Origin of the sequence: Metabacillus crassostreae (genome assembly GCF_016908395.1) — a bacterium.
In the GTDB taxonomy this organism is placed as follows: domain Bacteria; phylum Bacillota; class Bacilli; order Bacillales; family Bacillaceae; genus Metabacillus; species Metabacillus crassostreae.
The window spans coordinates 225,634-248,782 of sequence record NZ_JAFBDU010000003.1; the positions used below are offsets into that span (position 1 = coordinate 225,634).

23 protein-coding genes and 2 riboswitches are annotated in these 23,149 nt (G+C 33.3%); of the genes, 6 read left to right on the top strand and 17 right to left on the bottom strand.

The window, feature by feature from the left end; translation table 11 throughout:
* Positions 1-94: 94 nt before the first annotated feature.
* Together JOC75_RS12750 and JOC75_RS12755 are read right to left on the bottom strand one after the other, a co-directional pair.
* A complete protein-coding gene (locus JOC75_RS12750) occupies positions 95-424 on the bottom strand; it encodes an SdpI family protein (protein ID WP_204954429.1) in 330 nt (109 codons plus the stop codon).
* 218 nt (positions 425-642) lie between these two features.
* A complete protein-coding gene (locus tag JOC75_RS12755; protein WP_204954430.1) occupies positions 643-1,479 on the bottom strand; it encodes a lipoate--protein ligase family protein in 837 nt (278 codons plus the stop codon).
* A gap of 180 nt (positions 1,480-1,659) precedes the next feature.
* Between JOC75_RS12755 and JOC75_RS12760 the strand changes: the two genes are divergently transcribed.
* Positions 1,660-2,040 (top strand): rhodanese-like domain-containing protein, encoded by a 381-nt coding sequence (locus JOC75_RS12760; RefSeq protein ID WP_239589448.1) that lies wholly within the window; start codon positions 1,660-1,662, stop codon positions 2,038-2,040.
* A 339-nt stretch (positions 2,041-2,379) separates the two neighbouring features.
* The gene (locus tag JOC75_RS12765) at positions 2,380-3,618 is read left to right on the top strand and encodes a hemolysin family protein (protein ID WP_204954431.1); all 1,239 of its coding nucleotides are present in this window, start codon (positions 2,380-2,382) and stop codon (positions 3,616-3,618) included.
* A gap of 60 nt (positions 3,619-3,678) precedes the next feature.
* Here the strand turns inward: JOC75_RS12765 and JOC75_RS12770 are convergent, their stop codons facing one another.
* The 4 genes from JOC75_RS12770 to gcvT form a co-directional block, all read right to left on the bottom strand.
* A complete protein-coding gene (locus tag JOC75_RS12770) occupies positions 3,679-4,362 on the bottom strand; it encodes a helix-turn-helix domain-containing protein (RefSeq protein ID WP_204954432.1) in 684 nt (227 codons plus the stop codon).
* A 181-nt stretch (positions 4,363-4,543) separates the two neighbouring features.
* Complete coding sequence (gene gcvPB, locus JOC75_RS12775) at positions 4,544-6,001, bottom strand: aminomethyl-transferring glycine dehydrogenase subunit GcvPB (RefSeq protein WP_204954433.1); 1,458 nt, start codon at positions 5,999-6,001, stop codon at positions 4,544-4,546.
* Positions 5,994-7,340, bottom strand: a complete 1,347-nt coding sequence (gcvPA, locus tag JOC75_RS12780) for an aminomethyl-transferring glycine dehydrogenase subunit GcvPA (RefSeq protein ID WP_204954434.1) — start codon at positions 7,338-7,340, stop codon at positions 5,994-5,996. Before gcvPA ends, gcvPB begins: the two co-directional genes overlap by 8 nt.
* A 213-nt stretch (positions 7,341-7,553) precedes the next feature.
* On the bottom strand, positions 7,554-8,657 hold the full coding sequence (gcvT, locus tag JOC75_RS12785; RefSeq protein ID WP_204954435.1) for a glycine cleavage system aminomethyltransferase GcvT: 1,104 nt from the start codon (positions 8,655-8,657) through the stop codon (positions 7,554-7,556).
* 247 nt (positions 8,658-8,904) lie between these two features.
* A riboswitch (glycine riboswitch) is annotated at positions 8,905-8,997 on the bottom strand.
* A gap of 321 nt (positions 8,998-9,318) precedes the next feature.
* Here gcvT and JOC75_RS12790 point away from each other — a divergent pair.
* From JOC75_RS12790 to JOC75_RS12805, 4 genes are all read left to right on the top strand, one after another.
* Positions 9,319-11,004: a DEAD/DEAH box helicase gene (locus tag JOC75_RS12790; RefSeq protein WP_204954436.1), complete on the top strand. Its 1,686-nt coding sequence runs from the start codon at positions 9,319-9,321 to the stop codon at positions 11,002-11,004.
* Between the two features lie 70 nt (positions 11,005-11,074).
* Positions 11,075-11,872: a YqhG family protein gene (locus JOC75_RS12795; RefSeq protein ID WP_204954437.1), complete on the top strand. Its 798-nt coding sequence runs from the start codon at positions 11,075-11,077 to the stop codon at positions 11,870-11,872.
* Positions 11,873-12,363: 491 nt separating this feature from the next.
* A riboswitch (cyclic di-GMP riboswitch) is annotated at positions 12,364-12,458 on the top strand.
* A gap of 34 nt (positions 12,459-12,492) precedes the next feature.
* Positions 12,493-12,645 carry an anti-repressor SinI family protein gene (locus tag JOC75_RS12800; RefSeq protein WP_420828032.1) on the top strand — a complete coding sequence of 51 codons (153 nt, stop codon included), beginning with the start codon at positions 12,493-12,495 and terminating at the stop codon, positions 12,643-12,645.
* Between the two features lie 114 nt (positions 12,646-12,759).
* Entirely contained in the window at positions 12,760-13,095 is a 336-nt protein-coding gene (locus JOC75_RS12805) for a helix-turn-helix domain-containing protein (protein WP_204954438.1), read from the top strand.
* Positions 13,096-13,176: 81 nt separating this feature from the next.
* Here JOC75_RS12805 and JOC75_RS12810 read toward each other — a convergent pair whose 3' ends face one another.
* The 11 genes from JOC75_RS12810 to galE all read right to left on the bottom strand — a co-directional run bounded on the left by JOC75_RS12810 (position 13,177) and on the right by galE (position 22,981).
* Positions 13,177-13,785: a hypothetical protein gene (locus tag JOC75_RS12810; RefSeq protein ID WP_204954439.1), complete on the bottom strand. Its 609-nt coding sequence runs from the start codon at positions 13,783-13,785 to the stop codon at positions 13,177-13,179.
* A gap of 102 nt (positions 13,786-13,887) precedes the next feature.
* Positions 13,888-14,019, bottom strand: a complete 132-nt coding sequence (locus tag JOC75_RS12815; protein ID WP_204954440.1) for a paeninodin family lasso peptide — start codon at positions 14,017-14,019, stop codon at positions 13,888-13,890.
* Between the two features lie 24 nt (positions 14,020-14,043).
* A complete protein-coding gene (locus tag JOC75_RS12820; RefSeq protein ID WP_204954441.1) occupies positions 14,044-15,855 on the bottom strand; it encodes an ABC transporter ATP-binding protein in 1,812 nt (603 codons plus the stop codon).
* Positions 15,856-15,866: 11 nt separating this feature from the next.
* Complete coding sequence (locus JOC75_RS12825; protein ID WP_204954442.1) at positions 15,867-17,054, bottom strand: nucleotidyltransferase domain-containing protein; 1,188 nt, start codon at positions 17,052-17,054, stop codon at positions 15,867-15,869.
* Positions 17,047-17,475 (bottom strand): lasso peptide biosynthesis B2 protein, encoded by a 429-nt coding sequence (locus tag JOC75_RS12830; protein WP_239589469.1) that lies wholly within the window; start codon positions 17,473-17,475, stop codon positions 17,047-17,049. Before JOC75_RS12830 ends, JOC75_RS12825 begins: the two co-directional genes overlap by 8 nt.
* Positions 17,476-17,539: 64 nt before the next feature.
* Positions 17,540-17,845, bottom strand: a complete 306-nt coding sequence (locus JOC75_RS12835; RefSeq protein WP_204954444.1) for a lasso peptide biosynthesis PqqD family chaperone — start codon at positions 17,843-17,845, stop codon at positions 17,540-17,542.
* Positions 17,838-18,782 carry an aldolase gene (locus tag JOC75_RS12840; protein ID WP_204954445.1) on the bottom strand — a complete coding sequence of 315 codons (945 nt, stop codon included), beginning with the start codon at positions 18,780-18,782 and terminating at the stop codon, positions 17,838-17,840. The genes JOC75_RS12835 and JOC75_RS12840 overlap by 8 nt, the downstream gene beginning before the upstream one ends.
* A gap of 268 nt (positions 18,783-19,050) precedes the next feature.
* The gene (locus tag JOC75_RS12845) at positions 19,051-19,194 is read right to left on the bottom strand and encodes a paeninodin family lasso peptide (RefSeq protein WP_204954446.1); all 144 of its coding nucleotides are present in this window, start codon (positions 19,192-19,194) and stop codon (positions 19,051-19,053) included.
* A 13-nt stretch (positions 19,195-19,207) separates the two neighbouring features.
* Positions 19,208-21,142, bottom strand: a complete 1,935-nt coding sequence (locus tag JOC75_RS12850) for an asparagine synthase-related protein (RefSeq protein WP_204954447.1) — start codon at positions 21,140-21,142, stop codon at positions 19,208-19,210.
* A 245-nt stretch (positions 21,143-21,387) separates the two neighbouring features.
* Entirely contained in the window at positions 21,388-21,687 is a 300-nt protein-coding gene (locus JOC75_RS12855; protein WP_204954448.1) for a DUF5658 family protein, read from the bottom strand.
* 244 nt (positions 21,688-21,931) lie between these two features.
* Positions 21,932-22,981 carry a UDP-glucose 4-epimerase GalE gene (gene galE / locus JOC75_RS12860; RefSeq protein WP_204954449.1) on the bottom strand — a complete coding sequence of 350 codons (1,050 nt, stop codon included), beginning with the start codon at positions 22,979-22,981 and terminating at the stop codon, positions 21,932-21,934.
* Positions 22,982-23,149: the final 168 nt, after the last annotated feature.

Below are 23,149 nucleotides of genomic sequence, written 5' to 3' on the forward strand. Positions count from 1 at the left end.
TTAATCATATTTTTTCATAAGTGATATTATTGTAGCTAATAGCTGAAGCGAACTAAAGGAACGAATTTGAGAACTTAGTAACATCAGAAATCATCTATAGCTTCTCTGAGTAAATATAACTTTCAATGGCAGGAATTATTATGATACATGGTAAAAAGGTCAGAATAACTAACAAAAAGTCACTTAATGGTGGCAGAAATATTGTAATAATACCTATTACAAACAATGGAATTGACCAAAGCATCATCCTTTTTGCACCGTATTTATTAATTTTGTACCAATTTTCATCAGATTCAAATGATTTACTAAATCTTACCCCATATAAATGGTTCATCTTTATTCTTTCTTTATATAAAGGAATGCTTAAACCTACAAATAATAAACCGCAGCTTATATTTAAAATAGCAATAATAATGTTTTCCATTTTAACCTACCTCCCATTTGAACTGACATAAAAATTTCTTTTAAGTTTCTTATATATACTTACGATTTAATATTGAATCAGTTTCACTTTTTATCCATATACGAATAAAAATCCCAATAAAAAAAGCAGTTCAATTTTCACATTCCAAATTGAACTACTTGTTTGCTCCGAACTTTACTACCTGGAAGATATAGAGTATCTGAATTTAAAAAGTGTCTTTACCTTTTAAAATTCCATTCGTCACTTTCATATTTCTTCTTTGCAATATTATTTACATACTCTATTTCATCACTTGTTAACACATATGGCTCTAGATCTATATGTAGTCCTTTTTCAAAGCCCTCTTTAAAAGCCTTTTTTGCTTCTTCAATTGTTACCGGTTTTTCACGAAGGGTATTTGTGGCAACTGCCTTACTTTTGAATGCACGTTGCATTCTTTCCTTTACACGATCATTAGGGTACTTAAATAAATCAAATAGCATATCTTCATCAAGATCTAGTAGAATTGAGCCATGTTGAAGGATCACACCCTTCTGACGTGTTTGTGCACTTCCTGCTACTTTACGTCCTTCGACAACAAGCTCGTACCATGATGGAGCATCAAAGCAAACAGCTGAACGTGGTGATTTCAGTCCTTGCTTCTCTTCATCGGTTCTAGGAATAGCAAAATATGCATCAAGTCCTAGGTTTTTAAATCCCTCTAAAATCCCCTCTGAAATAACCCGATAAGCTTCTGTAACTGTTTTTGGCATTTCAGGGTGCTCTTCAGAAACAATAACACTATAAGTAAGCTCTTGATCATGCAATACACCACGACCACCAGTTGGTCTTCTCACAAAACCAAGACCATATTTTTGAACAGCATCTAAATCGATTTCCTTTTCTACCTTTTGAAAATATCCAATTGAAAGTGTCGCTGGATTCCAGCCATAAAAACGGATTGTTGGAGGTATTTTCCCTTCACTATGCCACTCTAATAACGCCTCATCTAATGCCATATTAAAAGCTGGAGAACAATTTCCAGAATCTATATATCGCCATACTTCTTTTGTCATGCTGCAAACCCTCTTTATCGATAATTTTATTTATTAAGTCTAGCAGAAGTTTCTATAGAAGAAAATAATAATGATCTTACCTAATGACAATTAAGACAAGCTCTTATATAATGATATAAGTCGATATGAGTTCTTGTGAGCTTACCAATTAGAAACAAAACATAAAAGGGGTCGAGCAAATTGACAACAACATGGTTATTAATCATTTTAACAACAGCTATTATCGCATACTCTGCATTCAGCTTCTTTTATCAACGCAAAATTATGAAGCATTTAACAGAAGAAGAGTTTCGTGCGGGTTATCGTAAAGCACAATTAATTGATGTACGTGAACCAAAAGAATATGAAGGCGGTCATATTTTAGGAGCAAGAAATATTCCACTTTCTCAATTACGTCAACGTCATAAAGAAATCCGTCAAGATCAACCAGTTTATTTTTATTGCCAAAACACTGTTCGTAGTGGCCGTGCAGCTCAAATGTTAAAGCGTAAAGGCTATAATGACATTAACTGCCTAAAAGGTGGCTTTAAAGGCTGGACAGGTAAAGTTAAGAAGAAATAACAACCAACACATATATAAGAAGCTGCTTTCACCATACTTTTATATGGTCAGAAAGCTGCTTCTTTTTTTACATAATTTAAATAGTCAACAACCAAGCACGTTATTCTCTCACGACTATTACAACTTAATCAATATACTGATCAACGTCACCTTAAGGGTAAACCAAAGATCAAAGAAGTGTATACTAACAGTTTTAAGTTCTATTAAAGTTGTGTAAAAAAATGAAGTATGGGAAATTTAATTAGTAATAGCTCCTTTTTATTTATTAGTAAGATCTTTAATGATATGATGAAGGGTGAAACAAATTACATTCACTAAGATTTTGGAGGAATATTTAACTTGATAGTCGCCATACTGTTTTTTCTATTTATGTCTTTTTTCTTATCAGGAAGTGAAACAGCGCTAACCGCAGTAAATAAAATGAAGTTAAAAACAAAAGCTGAAAATAATGATAAAAAATCTCAAAAATTGCTTGAATTCGTCTCAAAACCTGATGAATTAATTACAGGCATATTAATTGGAAATAATATCGCAAATATTATGCTCCCAACACTTGTAACGATCCTCGCACTCGAGTATGGAATAAACGTAGGGATCGCAACTGGGGTACTAACTATCGTTTTAATCATTTTTGCAGAAGTACTACCAAAATCAATTGCAGCCACATTTGCCGATAAAATAGCTTTGATCGTATTCCCTGTTATCAGAGTCTTATTGTTTGTATTTAAGCCTTTAATTTTTCTTTTATCAAGATTCACCAGACTCGTGATAAGGTTTTTATCAAAAAATCAAGCTAATACAACATCTATATCAAGAGAAGAATTGATCACAATGGTCAACATTGCAACATCAGAGGGAACTCTTCAAAATGAAGAAAACCAGAGGATAAAAGGTGCGATTGACTTCTATGATCTTGATGTTCGAGATGCTTTAAAAACTCCTAGAACAGAAATACAAGGAATACCTTGTGAATCATCTTTCGAAGAAACTCGTGAGTATGTATTAGATGGTAGTCATACAAGATATCCTGTTTTCAAGGAAAATATGGACCATATTGTTGGTGTGCTTCACTCTAAATCTTTGCTATCTTGGTCGTTAGAGCCTCATAAGAATCTTGAGGATTTCATTGATAATGAACCATTGTTTGTCTTTGAGTTTCATTCGATTGAAAAGGTATTCAAATTGATGTTAAAAAAGCGAAGACATTTAGCCATTGTTTTAGATGAATATGGTGGTACAAAAGGAATCATTAGTCATGAGGATATTATTGAGGCTATGATTGGTCAAGATATTAAAGATGAAACTGATGATGATGAAGAAATATTGATTGACGAATTAACAGATTCACATATTATTTGTAATGGTAAATTAGCGTTAAGGCGTTTAAATGAAGTTTTTAAAACAAAGATTCCAGAGCAAGAAGATATTTTAACAGGCTTTTTATTAAAAGAAATGGGACGCTTCCCTCTTGAAGGCGAAACATATGAGTATCATCATTTACATTTTGATATACAATCTGTTGAAGAAAACAAGCTAAAGAAGATCATGATCACAAAGAAAACTCCACCTGGAGAATAACAAAAAAAGCTAGGCGTTGCTGTAATCGCCTAGCTTTTTCATATTATTTAAATATCACACTCACTTAGCAAAGCCCATTATTTGTTTAATAAAACCCAATCCAAATCTTTGTTCATGCTTAATTCTTTCTTGACGAACTTGGTGCTCCTTTACAAAAGCTAGGAACCGCTCTTCACGTGCATCTGTATGTTTTTGCGCAAGATCTCGTTCAGTTTGAATTTCTTCTTTATATAACTCTCGTTCAAGATGTGATGTTTCTTCTAAGCTTGAAATCATATCTTGTACATCAGAAAATTCAAATCTAGCAACTTCTGTTTGTAGCTTTGCCGTTTCTGTTATCTTGTGGTTAACTGAGTGTACAACATTTTTCTCTAATTGATTTAATTTTTCATTAAGCTGTAAAATTTCTTGAACTTCCTTTGAATCGATAAAATTTGTAATCTTCGTTAATGATTCTTTCATTTCCTCCACAACATCACTACTTACAGATGGATTTGCCTCATCTGCCACTGTTTGCTGATTTGAAAGTAACTGCTTAATTGTTTGTGTATCCATATTACTATCTTTAAACGATTTAATTTTTCGAAGCATTTCGATATTTTCAGGCGTTAAAAGTCTTGCATTTTTATCATCTCTTTTAATATCAATAAACTCAGAAAATTCCTCTTCCCAATTTTTCAAGATGAATACCTTTTCTCCTACAAGTGACGCTGCTTTTGAAATTGTTACATATTTTGCTGCCAATCTACTCCACCAACCTTTGTCTATTTTTTCTTAAGTTACTAGTTCTATATTCGCTCTACCAATTTCCTCCCTATCGACAAAGGTTCTAAAAACTAGTCATAATGTTAGTGGATTTGCAAGATTACTACATTTACGAACAAAAAACTGACTTACTATACAGCAAGTCAGTTTTTTCAACAATTTATCTTTGATATTTTAAAATCGGTTTTCTAGCAGCTGTCGTTTCATCCAGACGTTTAATAACTGTAGTGTGCGGAGCTTCTTGAACAATCTCAGGATTTTCTTCAGCTTCTTTTGCAATTTGAATCATCGCATCAATAAAGGAATCAAGCGTTTCCTTTGATTCTGTTTCTGTTGGTTCAATCATAATACACTCTTCAACATTTAACGGGAAATAGATTGTTGGTGGATGATACCCAAAATCTAGTAGGCGTTTTGCAATATCGAGTGTACGTACACCCAGCTTCTTTTGTCGCTTGCCAGATAGTACAAATTCATGCTTACAATGCTGATCAAATGGAAGATCAAAATATGGAGCAAGACGACGCATCATATAGTTTGCATTTAATACAGCATATTCTGTTACAGCCATTAATCCATCAGGTCCCATTGAGCGGATATATGTGTATGCACGAACATTAATGCCAAAGTTACCATAGAACGGCTTTACACGTCCGATTGATTCAGGACGATTGTAATCAAAATGATAGCCTTCTTCTGTTTTGACAAGCACTGGTTTTGGTAGATAAGGAATTAGATCCTCTTTCACACCAACAGGACCTGATCCTGGACCACCACCACCGTGAGGACCTGTGAATGTCTTATGAAGATTAAGATGAACAACATCAAAGCCCATATCACCTGGACGAGCTTTACTTAATACCGCATTTAAATTAGCTCCATCATAATATAGCTTTCCACCAGCATCATGAACAATTTGTGCCATTTCTAAGATATGTGCTTCAAACAATCCTAGTGTATTAGGATTTGTAAGCATTAGTGCTGCCGTTTCTTCATTAACAACTCGCTTTAAATCCTCTAAATCTACTAAGCCATTTTCATCAGATTTAACTGTTATTGTTTCAAAACCAGCTACTGTTGCTGACGCTGGATTTGTACCATGTGCAGAGTCTGGAACGATAACCTTTGTTCTTTTTGTATCATTATTAGCTTCATGATACGCACGAATCATCATTAATCCAGTCCACTCACCATGAGCACCTGCTGCTGGCTGAAGAGTTACTTCATCCATACCAGTAATTTCTTTTAAATGCTCTTGAAGATCAAATAATAATTCCATTGCACCTTGAACAGTTTCTTCTTCCTGTAAAGGATGGATATGAGCTAGACCTGCAATACGCGCAACATTTTCATTAATTTTTGGATTATATTTCATTGTACAAGATCCTAAAGGATAGAAACCTGAGTCAACACCATGATTACGTCTTGATAAAGCCGTATAATGTCTCATAATATCTAACTCTGAAACCTCTGGAAGCTCTGCTTGCTCACTACGAATATATGCTGAAGGAATGAGCTCATCCAATGACAATTCTTCAACTTCAAGCTCTGGTAAGCTATAACCTACGCGACCTTCTTTGCTTACTTCAAAAATTAACGTCTGATCTTGATTACTCATTGCCATCCCCCAATTCCTTTACAAGTGTGTCAATTTCCTCTTTTGTACGAAGCTCTGTTACCGCCACTAACATATGGTTTTCAAGCTCCGGATACACTTTACCTAAATCATAGCCACCAATGATTCCTTTTTCTAAAAGCTTTTTGTTCACTTCATAAATTGGTTTTTCTAGCTTTACAACAAATTCATTAAAAATCGGTTGATCAAAAGGAACTTCTAATCCAGCATTTCTACAAGCTTTTTTCGCATAATTGGCTTTTTGGATATTTTGAATCGCCATTTCCTTCACACCCTGCTTACCTAGAGCTGTCATAGCCACAGATGCAGCAAGTGCATTCAACGCCTGATTTGAACAAATATTTGAAGTCGCTTTATCACGACGAATATGCTGCTCACGTGCTTGAAGCGTTAACACAAAACCACGTTTGCCATTTTCATCTGTTGTTTGACCAACAAGACGTCCTGGTACTTTTCGTAATAATTTATTTGTAACAGCAAAATATCCACAATGAGGTCCACCAAAAGCAGTAGGAATACCAAATGGCTGTGCATCACCAGCTACAATATCTGCACCAAATGCTCCAGGAGGTGTTAAAGCTCCTAAAGCTAAAGGATTAGAAGAAACCACAAACATACTTTTCCCAGTATGAGCGATTGGTTCAATATCTTGTAATGGCTCAATATTTCCAAAGAAGTTAGGATATTGCACAAGAACAGCCGCTACATCTTCAGTCATTTCCTGTTGTAATGCCTCAAGATCTGTAACACCATTCTTAACTGGTACTTCGACAACTTCAATGTATTGACCTTTTGCATATGTTTTTACAACATCACGAGTTTCAGGATTAACTGCTTTTGAAATAAGAATTTTCTTCTTTTTTGTTTGTCCAGCCGCTAGCATCGCTGCTTCAGCCAAAGCTGTTCCACCATCATACATTGATGAGTTCGCAACATCCATTCCTGTTAACCCACAAATCATCGTCTGAAATTCAAAAATCGCTTGAAGCTCACCTTGTGAAATTTCAGGCTGATAAGGTGTGTACGCTGTATAAAACTCAGAACGCGAAATAACATGATCAACAATAATAGGCATGTAATGATCATAAACACCCGCACCTAAAAAAGATGCATGACTGCGTAGGTCTTTATTTTTCGCCGCTAATTGTGTTAGCTCATTTAGTAACTCCGTTTCTGATTTTGCTTTTTTGATGTTGTATTCTCCTTGAAAACGAACACTTTCTGGAATATCCTCAAACAATTCATTAACAGATTCTACGCCAATTGCTTGAAGCATTTCCTGTTTATCTTGTTCCGTCATTGGTAAATAACGATGTTTCATTGATGGTGGGCCCCTCTCTATAGTAAAAAGTATTGATGATTAGTTGTTGAAAATTGTCGTTTTTCTAATATATTGTAAGAATTAGCAAATAAGTTGAGTAAACTAGCAAATATAATTCAGATTTCCGCAAATATATTTTGTATAACATCAAATAAATGCTCGAAATCAGCAAATATACTAACTAAACTAGTTTAATAAGCTGACAGAAATGCCTTACTTCTTCGGTCGCTTGTAAAAAGGTGTAGCTACAACAACTGCTTTTAGGCGTTTTTTACGAATTTGTACTTCAATTTCTGTTCCAAGCTCAGTGAATTCTTTCTTTAATAGAGCTAAACCGATATTTTTCTTTAGTGTTGGTGATTGTGTACCAGTTGTCACAACACCAATTTCCTCACCACCCGCAAATACTTCATATCCATGACGAGGAATGCCTTTATCGATTAATTCGATTCCAACTAATTTTCGTTCTGTACCGTTCTCTTTTTGTTCTTTTAAAATTGCTTTTCCATTAAATTCAGCTTCTTTGTTAGGCTTAACAGCAAAACCAATACCAGCTTCAATCGGTGTGATATTTTTTGTTAGCTCTTGACCATATAACGGTAATGTCGCTTCAAAACGTAATGTATCGCGTGCTCCTAAACCACAAGCGACAACACCATCGTTCTCTCCTGCTTCTAATATTTTCTCCCAAAGACTAACAGCATCTTCTGCCGCACAATATAGCTCAAATCCATCTTCACCTGTATAACCAGTTCTAGATACTAACACTTTGGCACCTGCAACATTTACAGGATTGATAAATTTGAAAAATTTGATTGTCGTTAAATCTGTGTTTGTTAGTTTTTGAAGTGTCTTTTCAGCTAATGGACCTTGTAAAGCAAGTAATGCCGTTTCATCTGAGATATTAGTTAGCATTACATCACCAGATAAATTAGACGTTAGCCAGTCGATATCTTTTTCAATGTTAGATGCATTAATCACTAATAAATAATCATTTTCAGCTTTTTTATAAATAAGAAGGTCATCCACTGTGCCACCATCTTCATAGCACATTGCCGTGTATTGAGCTCCCCCAACCTTTAATAAAGAAACATCATTTGTCACAACACGTTGTAAGAAGCTCAAACTATCTGATCCTTTCACTTCTACTTCGCCCATATGGGAAACATCAAATAAACCTGCTTTTGTACGAACAGCTTCATGCTCTTCTTTAATAGAAGAAAATTGAACTGGTAAATCCCATCCACCAAAATCAATTGTTTTTGCACCGTAGTTTTTATACACCTCATATAATGGTGTTCGGTTTAACTGTGTCATATTGATGACTCCCCCCTATTTTGAGTAAACAATTCTCAGGAATGATACACGCCTTTCATAAAAAAAGCATACAAAAAAGGACATAGAACTCCCACCTATTAAAATGGAAGTCCCTGTCCTTTTCACCTGAAAGTTTACCCTATGTAGAAATATTTCTGCCGAATCTAAAAGAATTCAAATTCAGCTAAAATCCATAAGGCTTTCCCCTTTGGTAGTTTGCATGTTACACAAACACTCTCCAGAGCCGCGTCAAATAAGAGTCTTTTTGCCTGAGAGATTCACAGCTGCTTGCTCCTTCGGCGCTATATAAAATACCTATAGTCTCTCCCCTTATTCTCACCCGCACATATTTAGTTACAAAGTTGGTTATACTACTAAAACTAATTATTACGACATTTTGACATTTTTAACATTTTAGAATTCAAGAAGATTGAAAGCGCTAAGCTCACAGAATGATAAGCAAATTAAGAACTTTCTTACTTTCAATATTACCATGATCGTAATTTTACGGCAATAATATTTTTCCTAATAATAAAGTTTTTTCACCGATTAATGTTCGTGTTTTATAACGAATACCTATTATATAGCTTGTTTTATTTATTTTATTACTTAAATAGTGAACATTACTAAATTGCAGTGAAAATGAAAGGACTGTCTTTCTATGAATATCAAAACAAATTTCGATTCTTCCTGGCAGGAAGGCTTTTTCGAAAAATTAGAAAATGATGGACCATGGGCAAACTGGGAATTATATAAGCTTGCTTATGAGGTACAACAACACACGGCTATATCTAGCTTTGAAGGCTTACAGGCCCCTAATCATTTACCACATTTCACTCCACTGCCACATCAATTGGAAGTGGCACAACGTGTAGTTGAAAAGATGAATGGAAAAGCGATTTTAGCTGATGAGGTTGGACTTGGAAAAACAATAGAAGCCGGATTAATATTAAAAGAATATATGATTCGTGGTCTCGTGAAAAAGATACTCATTTTAGTACCAGCATCTCTTGTGTCACAATGGGCTCGTGAATTAAATGAAAAGTTCTTTATTCCCGCAGTTGAGCAGAAGAAAAGCTATGTATGGGAAGCATGTGATGTTGTTGTTTCTTCTATTGATACTGCAAAACGAAATCCACATCGTGATATTGTTTATAACCAATCTTATGACTTAGTGATCATTGATGAAGCACATAAGCTTAAAAATAATAAAACCAAAAACTATGAATTTGTACAAAATTTAAAAAAGAAATATTGTTTACTATTAACAGCAACACCTGTACAAAACAGGGTTGAAGAAATATTTAATCTTGTTTCATTACTAAAGCCAGGTCATCTTGGAAATGAATCTTATTTTACTGAAGCATTTTCTGCCAAAGAACGCTCATTAGACGATCATGAGCATTTAAAAGAGTTAGTCAACAAAGTGATGATTCGTAATCGTCGTGGAGATACTGGCATTGATTGGCCAAAACGCCATGTTGAAACAGTTGCCATTGATTTTTCAGAAACCGAACAACATTTATACAATACGATAACACAGCTAAAATCTCTTTCTGATTATGCAGCAAACACGTTTTCAATCATGACCCTACAAAGAGAAGCATGCAGTAGTCGAGAAGCTGTTTATATGACCTTAAAGAAAATGCTAGACAAGCCTGAAGAAGAAGAAAGAGTGCTACCTAACAACGTGATAAAAGACATTATGATGGCGATTGACGGTGTTACTCAAAACTCAAAGGCTCTTAAAGTAGTCGATTTAATCAAAGAAATAGATGATAAAGTGATTATTTTCACAGAATATCGCGCAACACAGTTTTACTTACAATGGTTTCTTCAGCAAAACGGGATCACCTCTGTTCCATTCCGTGGTGGCTTTAAACGCGGGAAAAAGGATTGGATGAAGGAGCTATTTAAAAATCGTGTACAAGTGTTAATTGCGACTGAAGCAGGTGGAGAAGGGATTAACCTGCAATTTTGCCATAATATTATTAATTATGATTTACCATGGAATCCTATGAGACTAGAACAACGCATCGGTCGTATCCATCGACTTGGTCAAGAACACGATGTTCATATATACAATATGGCCACAAGAAACACGGTTGAAGAGCATATTTTAAAGCTACTTTATGAAAAAATTAATTTATTTGAAAAGGTTATAGGTAATCTTGATGAAATTTTGACAAAGCTGGAAATTAAAAATTTCGATGATACGATCCAGGATATTATGTACAACTCAAAAAGTGATGGTGAAATGAAAATTAAAATGGAGAATTTAACATCTATTTTAGATTATGCTCAGCATTCACAAGAACAAAGAAAAGCTGCTAGTGGTAATGAGTAAGTTTCCTATGCTATAAACGTTGTACACATTATATAGAAGAAAGAAGATTTAATGTGAAAGGTGGCAAACTATGCAACAAGAAAAAATACATCATTATTTAGAAAGCTTCTTCACCGCAAACTCGTGTGACATTGTTGAAAATGAACCAGGATATCTGACAGTTCAATTAACAATAGATATGGATAAAGAATTGATGAACCGCCCTTTTTATTGGCACTATCTCGAAAAAACAAATGGTGTGCCTAACCCTATGAAATTAACATTAATAACAGACCAACATTCGGCACCAAAGGACTTAAAAGGAGAGATCATGCACTTTGGTGCACCTCGCCTTCATCAAATATTCCGCTCTACAACAGGACTAGGAAGTTACATAAGATTATTTGAACAAGCAACAACAGCTGGAGGAAATGTACCTCTTCACCCATGGCTTGGTGTGAATATTATGGTTTCCTACCAATGCGATATGAAAAAAGATCAACTCTATTCAATCGGTTTACATCTAGTCAGCGGGACATTAGTAGAAAACTTTCAAGAAAAGCTTGAAAACTTAGAGCTCACGCCAAAAATACCAGATCTTTGCTTTACAATGACTCCGTTAATAAAACCGCAAAGTGGGATAAAACGAATCGAGCAATTTATCATGCAAGAAATTAATCAGCAAGATACCTCATGGGCAGATTCTGCTAGAGAAAGATGGAGTGCAGATGAAAAGTTGTTAGATCATTTTTATGAAGAACTTGAAGAAAAACCTGACTGCTATCACTTAGAAAAAGAAGCGCTAAAGGAACTTTATGAACCACAAATTAATGTATCGATTCAAAATGGCGGGATTTTTTATCTGACTCCTCAGGGTATTTTTAAATAAGACTTTTTTTGGGAATTAATCACATATATATGATGCTTTTTAATTCAAGGTAACAATGAAAGAAGTACATTCAAAATTTAATCATCTATAGGGGAGCATTTCCCCTATATTTTTGATTTAATCAATTAATTTCTTCTAATAGATCTACAGCTATTTTACTTAAAACTCAAATCATATCACCTTTCCTTCTACAAATTATGCAAAATTTAAAAATCATTCGACAAAATTAAATTTTTGTAGTTAAAGCTTACTTAAAGTTTAGTTAAAGAAAATGCATACAAATGTAAACTTTAGACCTTTAAAAACATACTTTATACCTACTTAATGTTACAAACATGTAAAAATTTACAATTTTCATTAAAATTTTTTCCTGTCGACATAAATCTGCACACTTACTAAAAATTCCTTTTTATAATAAGATTAGTGATATAGATATACATAAAATAGTAGACTAAGGTAACAGACGAGATTTCAAGTTCAGGACAATTTAATCAGTTCAAGGGCAAACCTATTGAAAAATAGGGACGCAAAGTTACAGGTCTTCAGTTCATACTTAAAAATGAATTATGATGGCTGGGCTGCCTGAAATACAGGCGAAGTATTTTAGGAGGGTAAAAAAGTTGAATAGTAAAATTGTTGATAAAATAATGTATGATGGTGAATTGGATCAAGAATGGGTAGAATTAATTTTAGAAGCTCTTGAGGTTGGGATTAGTATTGATGAAATAAAAGATTTTTTCGAGAATAAAAATCACAATATTCAATTAACTTAAACCCTTATTTTGGTAGTTTATTAAGTATGTAAATTTTTTTTGAAAGTTGTTCTTCATATAAAACAAAGCCTTCTTTATATGTTATAATGTGGCTATTAAGGAAGGTGACTTGACGTGATTGGTCCACGAATTAAAAAATACAGAACTCAAAAAAATCTATCCCTATCTGAACTAGCAGAACGAGCAGGAGTTGCAAAATCATACTTAAGTTCGATTGAACGCAATCTCCAGTCAAATCCTTCTGTACAATTTTTAGAAAAAGTTTCATCTGTACTAGGTGTATCTGTTAACACCCTTCTAAACGAACAAAATGAATTAGATCCTAAAGAGCTTGACTACGAATGGACAAAGCTCGTTCAGGATGCCATGAAATCTGGTGTCTCAAAAGAGCAGTTCAAAGAATTTTTAGAGTTTAACAAATGGCGACTTAAGAATGATAATGATAAATGATATGGGCATGGTTGGTGGCTGGTTGGGCTGCTGATTGTGCTTTTTTTATTAGAATATAGAAGAAATAAGGGTTTTTATCTCCTAGCTTCTTAAAGTTAATAAGTTATTCACCTTATGTTTATCCTTCATCATTTTCTCCACATCAAAAACCATCGGAATAAGAGCAGTATTTGGTCCATTAATATCATCGCCTTTTTGTTCTACGGCTAAACTGAAGGAGATCTTTAACATACGAAATAGCTTTTTTTCGATAAGTGCAAGATAGTATTTAGGATTGTACTTTAAACTATGATCGTAGAATACTTTCATAAATATAGGGAAGATTCCCTTACGTTGATACTCTTCATGTATACATAGCTTATCAATTTCCCATATGTGTTGCTGATTAAGCTTTACCTCATCTAACCTTGAAAACTGGTATCTATTTGGTCCCTCCACAGTACTATTAGGGTTTTCAGGATGATAAGGGATGAATTCTATCGTGCCAATCACTTTCTTTCTTTTCAATCCCCATTTTTTTTGTTTTATTAAATTGTAACGAACACCATTACTAGCATAGGGATCATTTAACCAACCATTTTTAGCACACATATATCCCCATATTCTCTCAAATTCTTTTTGTTGCTTAGCTGTGGATACTAACTCATAATCAATAGCATACTTATTCGTATCACTTTTAAAAAAATTCATCTAATTTAGTCTCCTCTATTTAAAAATTTGTTCAAGGACTAAGATGATATTTATATATATTAATAGCCCTAAAGCTAGGGCTACTTGATATGGTATTCTATTTTAGCTTTCTAACCCTGATCCAGGTTCTTCTCCTGGTTCTCCAGGCTGATCCGGCTCTCTAGGTGGCCAGAATTTCATAGTTTCACTAAAATCCAAAACCTCCATCGTTGGTTTGGTCCATTCCTTTTTCATTTATAACACCTCCTCTCACTTTTTTTAATCTGCTTTCTCAAAGGTTATATCCATTTGTCTAGTTAACAAATTTCCAAACAAATTCTTTTTATCGCTCGCTAAGGAACCATACTCACCCTTTTGTATTACTGATCCTTGGTCTAATACAACCACTTGATCCGCATTTCGAATAGTCGATAACCGATGTGCAATAACGATAATTGTCATCTTACCTTGTAATCTTTCAATAGCTTGTTGAATCTTTTCCTCGTTTTCACTATCTAAAGCACTTGTGGCTTCATCTAAAATTAAAATAGAAGGACTTCTTAAAATAGCTCTTGCAAGAACAATACGTTGTCTTTCTCCTCCAGACAACCTAATTCCTCTATCTCCAATAATTGTATCTAATCCTTGTGGAAGTTTTTTTACAAACTCAGAGGCTGAAGAAAACTCTAATGCTTCCCATAGCATCTTGTCTGTAGCTTTTGGCACCACTAATGATAGATTTTCCCTGATACTTGTATTAAATAGAAAAGGATCTTGTGGAACATAGCTCATTGCTTTTCTCAATGAAAATAAGTCACCCCTACTCAATGGTTTTCCATCTACTATGATTTGCCCTTCCTCCGGCTTATTGAGACCCATTAATAAATCAATTAATGTGCTCTTCCCTGCTCCAGATCTTCCTACAATAGCTGTCATTTTATTTGCCGGTATGACTATATTAATATCTTTGAGAGTAAAAGGGCTAGAAGCATTCTTATGATAACGGAAATATACGTTTTGACATTCTAATTCTTTATTCACTTGTAAAGATTTTACCTCTTGGTATTCATTTTCCTGAAACTCTAATGCCTCTTTACTTTCTTTCTGCATTTTTATAACAGCCTTAAAAGATGGAATAGTTGTCGCTATTTGCTCCATTGAACTTTGTATACCGGCAACTCTAGGCCAAAGTCTAGAAAAAATAATTATAATCAACATTAATTGAGCTGCTTGTGCATTAAACATACTTATAGCTATAAAAATAAATAAGGCAATTAAGATTGATGATGCAACTTTATAGTATAATTGTGAGCTCGATTTCATTTTAGTGTATTCGATTTGTTCATCCTTCATTTTGTCTGTTAGTTTGTCATACCAACTTAGTCTAGACTCTTCTAAAGTGTTAGACTTAATATCTTTTATACCGTTAAATTGATCGGTAATTCCGCCAAGAAATTCTTTACCTAATGTATAATTCCGTTTACCTAGAGCCATCGATTTTTTCAAAAATTGACGGTTTAGAAAAATGATAGCTAATCCACAAATTAGTAGAAATATAGTTATACTAGGTGATAATATAAAGGCAAGACCAATTTGGAAACAAGTGAATATTAATGAAGTTAAAAATTGAAGCAGAGCATTGGTACCAGCACTAGAACGATTTACTTCTGTTGTTACTATATTTATAAGATCTGATTTTCTGTTTTTAATAAAAAAATCCCAATCAGCATATATGATGTCTCTATATGTTTTAATACGTAAATACCTTAGAAATCCATGGTGAATTTTTGCATTTTGAATAGTTATGTGACGCTGAAGGTATGCTTGACTAACTACTAATATTACGTATATCCCTAAAATAACTGGTAAAACAAAGCTAGTAGGAATATAATCTATAAAATTAAACAATTGTAAGAATGGTATTGGTTCAGAATTAAAATTGACCAATCCAGTTAAACTAATCAATGGGATAAGCAACAATATCCCTACACCATCTAACACACTAATGATCAAAGATGCTATTAAATTAAAATATAATTTTTTTCCTTTATAAGAATGAATTTGTTTTAAAAAATATACGATATGTACCAAGTATCTTCCCCCTATGATAATGCTTGTTTCCTAGTCCTTTTCCATAACCAAATAAACGGACGCAAGGGAAAGTATAAAAAATGAAGTTTCCTCGGTAACGGTAAAATATCAACATCTTCTGGATAGGGATGTAATATACTTAATAGAAATATTGCTTTTCTTCTAAATGTCATCAATGAAAATAAATGCTGGGAATGATATCGTGAAACATCATCTGGTACAGGATCTGTATGTAAATTCACCCTTCTCTCAAGATAAAAGATTGCATCATTCGCCAAAGTTTTAGAACGGAAATGGTTACTTACTAAACTCATGTCATTTGTTACCTTTGAACCTAATAACTCACTAGTTAATACTAATGCTTGTGCTCCTAAATTGTGAAATTGATATTTTTTCAGTAATGTACTGGTTGTCTGCCAATTAATCTCTAGCTCTAACATTAGATGAATATCATATAGCCACCTTAATCTAGACCATCCATGACGTGCCCCATGTGATACCAGAAATAAGAATAAGTCTTCTGATCCGAGAAAAAATGTCGGAGCATCAAAAAGATTACTATTGGCTTTTCTTCTCCATAATTCCTCAAAACTAGGTTCATTACCGGGACCTGGATTTAATCTCCAGTGAATTTCAAGCTTAATCTTTTTTTCTGGATGAAAGTAAGTAACATGATGATGTCTCCACTTCCAATCATTTAGGACTGTTTTAATATAATCATCCTTTATATAACCTTGATTAGCTAAGAGGGCTTCAGCACTCTCTAATTTAACTAAAGGAATTAAAAAATCAATATCACTAGAGGTACGTAGAGATATATCCCCGTATAAACTGTGCGCTATTATCGGTCCCTTTAAGAAAAGGATTTTTATTTCTGCTTCGTTGAAACATTTATTTATATATTCAATCTCTGCACATAAATGAAGCATATTAAATGTATTTTTCTTATATTCACTGGAAAAATACTTCAAAACATATGAAGGAATTAAATCACTCTTAAACTTCTTTATATTTTTATAAAGTATTGGATAAATTCGATGATGCTTCGACAACTTAATAAACAAATCCCAGTCAATACCTCTGAACAGCTCCGATTTATGGTTATGAATGTAATCATCATTGTTATACTTTAGTATCTCTAGAATAAGCAATAACTCTTTAGGTATATTTGCTAAGTTAAGTGTGGATGTACTATTCATTTTCTGTACCTCCAATTGTTTTAGCGAACTTCCCTACAACTGTAAATTTGTCTTTTCCTTCAAAACCAGTTATAAATAATGACCCACTACGCAACCAAGCATGAGCAATTAATTCTCCTGATTCTTCTTTAGCAGTCCCTAAATAAAGAGTGCACTCTATATTTCTCTTTTCTAGCATTTTCATAGCCGCAATCGCTTGAACAAGACATTGACATTCCCAGAAGGTATAACGACTCATTATTTTTATCGATTGAGAAATTTTCCGTAGAATTTGTTTATCCGCCTTTATATCATATGTGGTTTCTTTCATATGATCACCCAGCATTGGAGCTAGTTTTGAGAATGGTACACTTTTAAGAAAACGACCTACTCCAAGAAAATAATAAGCTTCTAATAAAATCAACTTAGTTTTAAGGTCCATTGATAGGAAAATCTTAAGTTTATTCAAAATCTCACTATCCTTCTCTTTGTATATTACTCCAAACTTATACTTCGACTGCTTCATCAACTTTCACTAAACCTTCTTTATTTAATGAATTAACAAACACTATCACTTGGTCCTCACACTGAGCTGGATCTACTGCGTATTTTTCTAGCAATTGATTGATTAATTGTTCCATTGTTATCGGCTTTTTAATTAGTTCCCAAATAGCTCCCCCTATTTCCCCTAAGTTATAATATTTACCATTTTCAATACTTAACATGACTGTTTCTCCATCCATATCACTGACTATATTCCCCTCATTTTGACAAATCAGATGTTGTCTAGTAATCTCTTTAATTTTATCCATAAACTTTCTCCCCTTTTTTAACTTCATCTAAAATAATATTTGTTAGTTCATGAGCCGTAAATCTAGTTATTGGACGCTGTAATTGATACATTTTTATATGTTTACATAATTTCGTGGAAGTTTTAAAATGCCATTCCATCATTCCCATAGAATCAATAAAAACGTTTCGATATGTATGTCTGTATAATGTTTGCAAACGTTGTAAATTATAAATTTGTTTTATTTCAATTTCTTCATGCTTAGTCTTAACAAGCTCAATAACACCTTCTAAAGGTAATAGCTTAGAGGAAAAGTTTTTTTCTACAGGAATGACGAATTTTTTTTCACGATCGATTATTGGTTTGAGATTTGTAGATTCTATTCCAAATTCATCTAAACTCTCCAACCACAGCTTCTGTTGTGGATAAGCTGGAGTAACTATAGGAAAACCTTCATCATTAAAAGTAACCGGTATAACATCATCACTTACTAACTGGAAACCTTTCATTATGAAAGCAGAAGCAAGCGTTGACTTACCTGCACCTGAATGACCAACGATGGCATATGCCCTACCATCTATTTCAATAGCACTACCATGAAGCGGAAGAATTCTTCTTTGCATGAACAAAACTCCCATACATGTACCAAGGAGGTAGAGACGTATCTGATCTTCACTCGAGTTATGTGTAGGAGAAACAATTATTCTTTCTCCATTTTCGACTAGAAATATTGCAACATCTGGTACATTAAACAGAAACATATTTTCATGCATAAAAAAGTAATTATTTGAACCTGATACTTCTTTCCATCTAATAGATAAATCTTTTTTCTTGATGGTTAAATCTAACATTAGAGTGTCATTTTCCTCTTTGAGCGCTTTAGCCTTAGTGAGTTCAGGAAGTTTAATTTCACTTTGTATATATAAACCAAAAGCATTGTAATAAGTTATTTCCTTCATTTATTCTTATCCTCCGACTTTTTTATACAACCTATTAGCCGTACATAATACACTTTATAACGAACAATTAAACAAAAAAATTATTATCTTTAAAGTCTTTGATTCTCTATAAAGAACGATATATTCAAAATTTATCACCTTAATTACTACTTGTCAAACTAATTTTGTCATTTATTAATCTAGGGAAATTTAGAGAGGATATAATGAAGGTATTATTTTATAGAAGCCCCAATACGCTGTACAGGGGCTTACTAGTATAAAATTAGATTTAGCTCTTACTAAGATAACCATCTTCATCTTCATCTTCAAAAACTAGATCAACATCTCTTATTCCTGGTCCCTGGGCAGTATATTTAATATGCAATTCCTCTAAAACAGGTGTTTCCCATAACTTTTTTCCATTTCTGATCATTTTATCACCTCCTTTAAATCATTTTTAAAAATCGATATACAATCAATGCTCTCATTAATGTTCTATAATCAGGATCAAAAGCAGCATTTGGCAGAACACCATTTTTCGTCTTATTAAATGCAGTCTCTAGAGAAGATCTATTTAAATAAGTCAATACGGCTTCATCTTTCAATAGTTGAGAAATCTCATTAGTAAACCTATTCCAATTTGGAATCATCCTATGAAGCCAATCTGCCCCCTGAATCCCTCTTGTTCGTTGATTTAATCGAACATTATCTGGTAGGTAATTAAGCATTGATTTTCTTATTAGTGCACGATCAAATCCATTGTTTACGCATTTCCCTTCAGGCACTGACAAACAGAAACGTACAATTCTTAAATCATTTGTAGGATCTCGATTCCACAAAGAATACCGTAATGATAGTTTTGTAGCGCTAGTACCCGTTGCATTCCAATGATATAAATGATTAAAGTGGTTTTTTCTAATTTCAAAATTATTTAATTTTTTAGTACCTGTTATATCAAAATCATATTCTTGTACTTTACGATAAATATCTGTTTTTCTCGCAAAATCAGGATTTATTAATGAAGGGAATTGATAACTAGGTTTGTTGTTTACTAAATTTTCAATTGAAGGAAAAGCCTTCTTTGTAACTGCCATCATTACTTTTTTAGGAACTGCATTCTTTCTTTTACTAAATGCATGGATTTCTTTTGTTAGTTTAATTAAACTAACTTGTTTTAAAAGAATTGCGTAATATGCTAAAGCTGGGCCCCATGATATAGTAAAATTTCCTCTTTGACCACTCAGAAGACTTTTGATCCCATCAGTTTTTGCCTGTTCGAAAATCCCTTTAACCCAAAATGAGTTTTCAAAAAATTTATAAGGCATTTCCATCATTTCAAGCCATTCATCTATTTCATCTAAAGGGCTACTTCCATTAAAATCTAAATAGGTATCCGCTATATTACCGACATGATTAACAGTAGACTTAATTAAAGGTCTTTCATCTGCTATTCTATGCTTTGGGGTCCAATCAAGAAAACCTTCTTCAGGAACATAACTATATGTAAATAATTTTTTGTTTTCTTCCTCTAACGATCTAGAAGCAATGCTGGCTACAGAACTAGAATCTAGACCACCACTTAAGTGCGCTCCAACCTTATGTTTAGTTCGAGTACGCGCTTTTACCGCAGATTGAAATACATCTAAAAACGCTTCTTCATATTCATTATCTGATTTTAAAACTAATTTTTTTTCATTACCAATGTTGCTATATCTCTTTAATTTTATTGATTCCTTATTTACAATAATCGAATGCGATGGAGGCAGTTGGAAAATGTCTTTATAGACAGTTGAATTTGTATCTAAAGCATCAATCATATTTGGTATGACGAGAAATTCGGATAACCAATCTTCATTTAATACTTTCTTTACATAAGGCAGTGAAAGAATAGGCTGTATTGTTGTACAAAAAGCTATTTGCTGTTTATTTCTATAATAGTAAAGCGTTCTACTACCTGAAAAATCTCTCGCACCAAAAATTTGTTTCTCTTTCTCATCCCATATAAGGAAGGCAAAATCACCGATTAGATACTTTGGAGCTTCTTCTCCCCATTTTTCATACGATAAAAGGATAAGCTCACTATCAGTTATAATTTGTTGTTTCTTAATCGAGATCTGCAGACTTTCAAATAACTCTAAACGGTTATCAATGATTCCATCGGCAGTTATAGCTAATCTTCTTTCTTCACTATAGAATGGGAGTTTTTCACCTTCTGATTCTGGAGTAATCCATTGGGCATGACAGCCGAGGAAGATCTCTTTATCTTGCCATGTCTGAATATCGTCCGCAGGGAATTTTTCTAACGCTCTCATCATACTTCTACTATGTTCATCTAATACAGTTCCGTGATTAAAATTAAATATTCCAGCTATTGCACTCATCCAATCCTCCTGGAAAATCCTTTATCTCATTTGACTTTTATAAACCCCAATCCCTCTTAGTTGCTCTAAACGTTGACTTATAGCTACATAGTTAATTCTATGATCAATATGAAATGCTCTCTCAAATTGAAGGTCCTTGAGGCAATATGGACATTGCCATCGATCATTTTTTGTGCTGCTATACGATAAATTTACACATCGTGAACATATTTTTTTAAACACATTATTAACTCCTAACATTAAAATCAAATGAAGGTCTCAAATAACCAACCAATGTGAAGAAACATAACTACTGTGTAAAGACAAGCACCAAAAACACCTATTATTTTTATTAATCTAAAGCGTGGTAGTTTATCAAAATAGATAACTAAATATAATAGGGCTGACAACAATAATTTAGTAAATAGAAAGTAGAAAGGACTCATTTCATATAGAGCTCTCATTAGTGGATTAACTTCTTCGATTAAATCAAGTGATAAACCAATAAATGTTAGAAACGCATCAACTAGATTTATTAATGCTAAGTAATGACAAATAAATTTCATAAAGGGTCCCCACTTAGATTATTTCTTTATAACGAACATCAGTTGAAATGTAAATACATCCTGAATTTTTATTGAATATATATTCGTTAATAATTACTAAGATGATTAAAATACATATTAAAAAATTTAATACTATATAAAGAACATTACTATAACTTTATTAAGAACACAATAGTAAATTAAAACTTTCATTTTTATTACGCTGTCATAGTGGACACTTAAAGTGAAAACAATTGATATGAACTTAATTTAAGATTAATTTAGAGCTATATTCAGGTTCTTTCGATTCATAGCCATTTGGGTTTTGTATCTGCCATCTCCAAGAATCTGCACACATTTCAAGAAGATTTTTTTGAGCACTCCAATTTAATTCCTTTTCAGCTTTCGATGAATCAGCATAACTAATAGCAATATCACCTGGTCTTCTTCTAGTAATTTTATATGGAATCAACTTACCTGAAACCTTCTCAAATGTTTGAATCACTTCCAATACACTGTATCCTCGACCTGTGCCAAGATTATAGGCATTAATGCCTGTAGATCTCATTATCTTCTCAAGTGCTTTTAAGTGACCAGAAGCAAGATCTACAACATGAATGTAATCTCTTACACCAGTTCCATCATGGGTGTTATAATCATTACCGTACACTTTCAATTCCGACAATTTCCCAATAGCTACCTGAGAGATATACGGCACCAAATTATTAGGAATGCCATTTGGATCTTCCCCAATTGTTCCACTAGGATGAGCCCCTACTGGATTAAAGTATCGTAATAAGGCAATACTCCAATTTCTATTTGCAATAGTTACATCCCGTAAGATCTCTTCGATCATTAATTTTGTCCTACCATATGGATTTGTTGCCTGTAGAGGTAGATCTTCTGATAATGGGACTTTTTCTTGCGTACCATACACGGTTGCTGAAGAACTAAACACCATCCTATACACACCAAATTTCTCCATAACCTCTAATAGATTTAAAGTTCCAGTAATGTTGTTTTCATAGTAATGTAAAGGAACATTTACTGACTCCCCAACTGCTTTAAGACCAGCAAAATGGATTACAGCATCGATATTGTTTTCAGAAAAAATTGTATGTAAATCTCCTTTATTTAACAAATCTGAATGATAAAACTTTATATCTTTTCCTGTTATTCTTTTAATTCGATCAAGAGAATCTTTCCTACTATTTGATAAATTATCAAGTACGACAATTTCATATCCCGAATTTAATAATTCTACACATGTATGCGATCCTATATAACCTGTTCCTCCGGTAATTAATATAGACATGTTTATCCCCCTCCTGAAAATTAGTGGTTTAGATAAAAGTTCGTACTCATTCAATGGTGTAGGATTGTAGTTAGTTTCTAAGATTTTTTCTTCAGTTTTTAAAAAATCCTTATTAAAGCACATGTTTGTTCTTTATAGTGAACTAAATATCATTTTACACTCATCTCC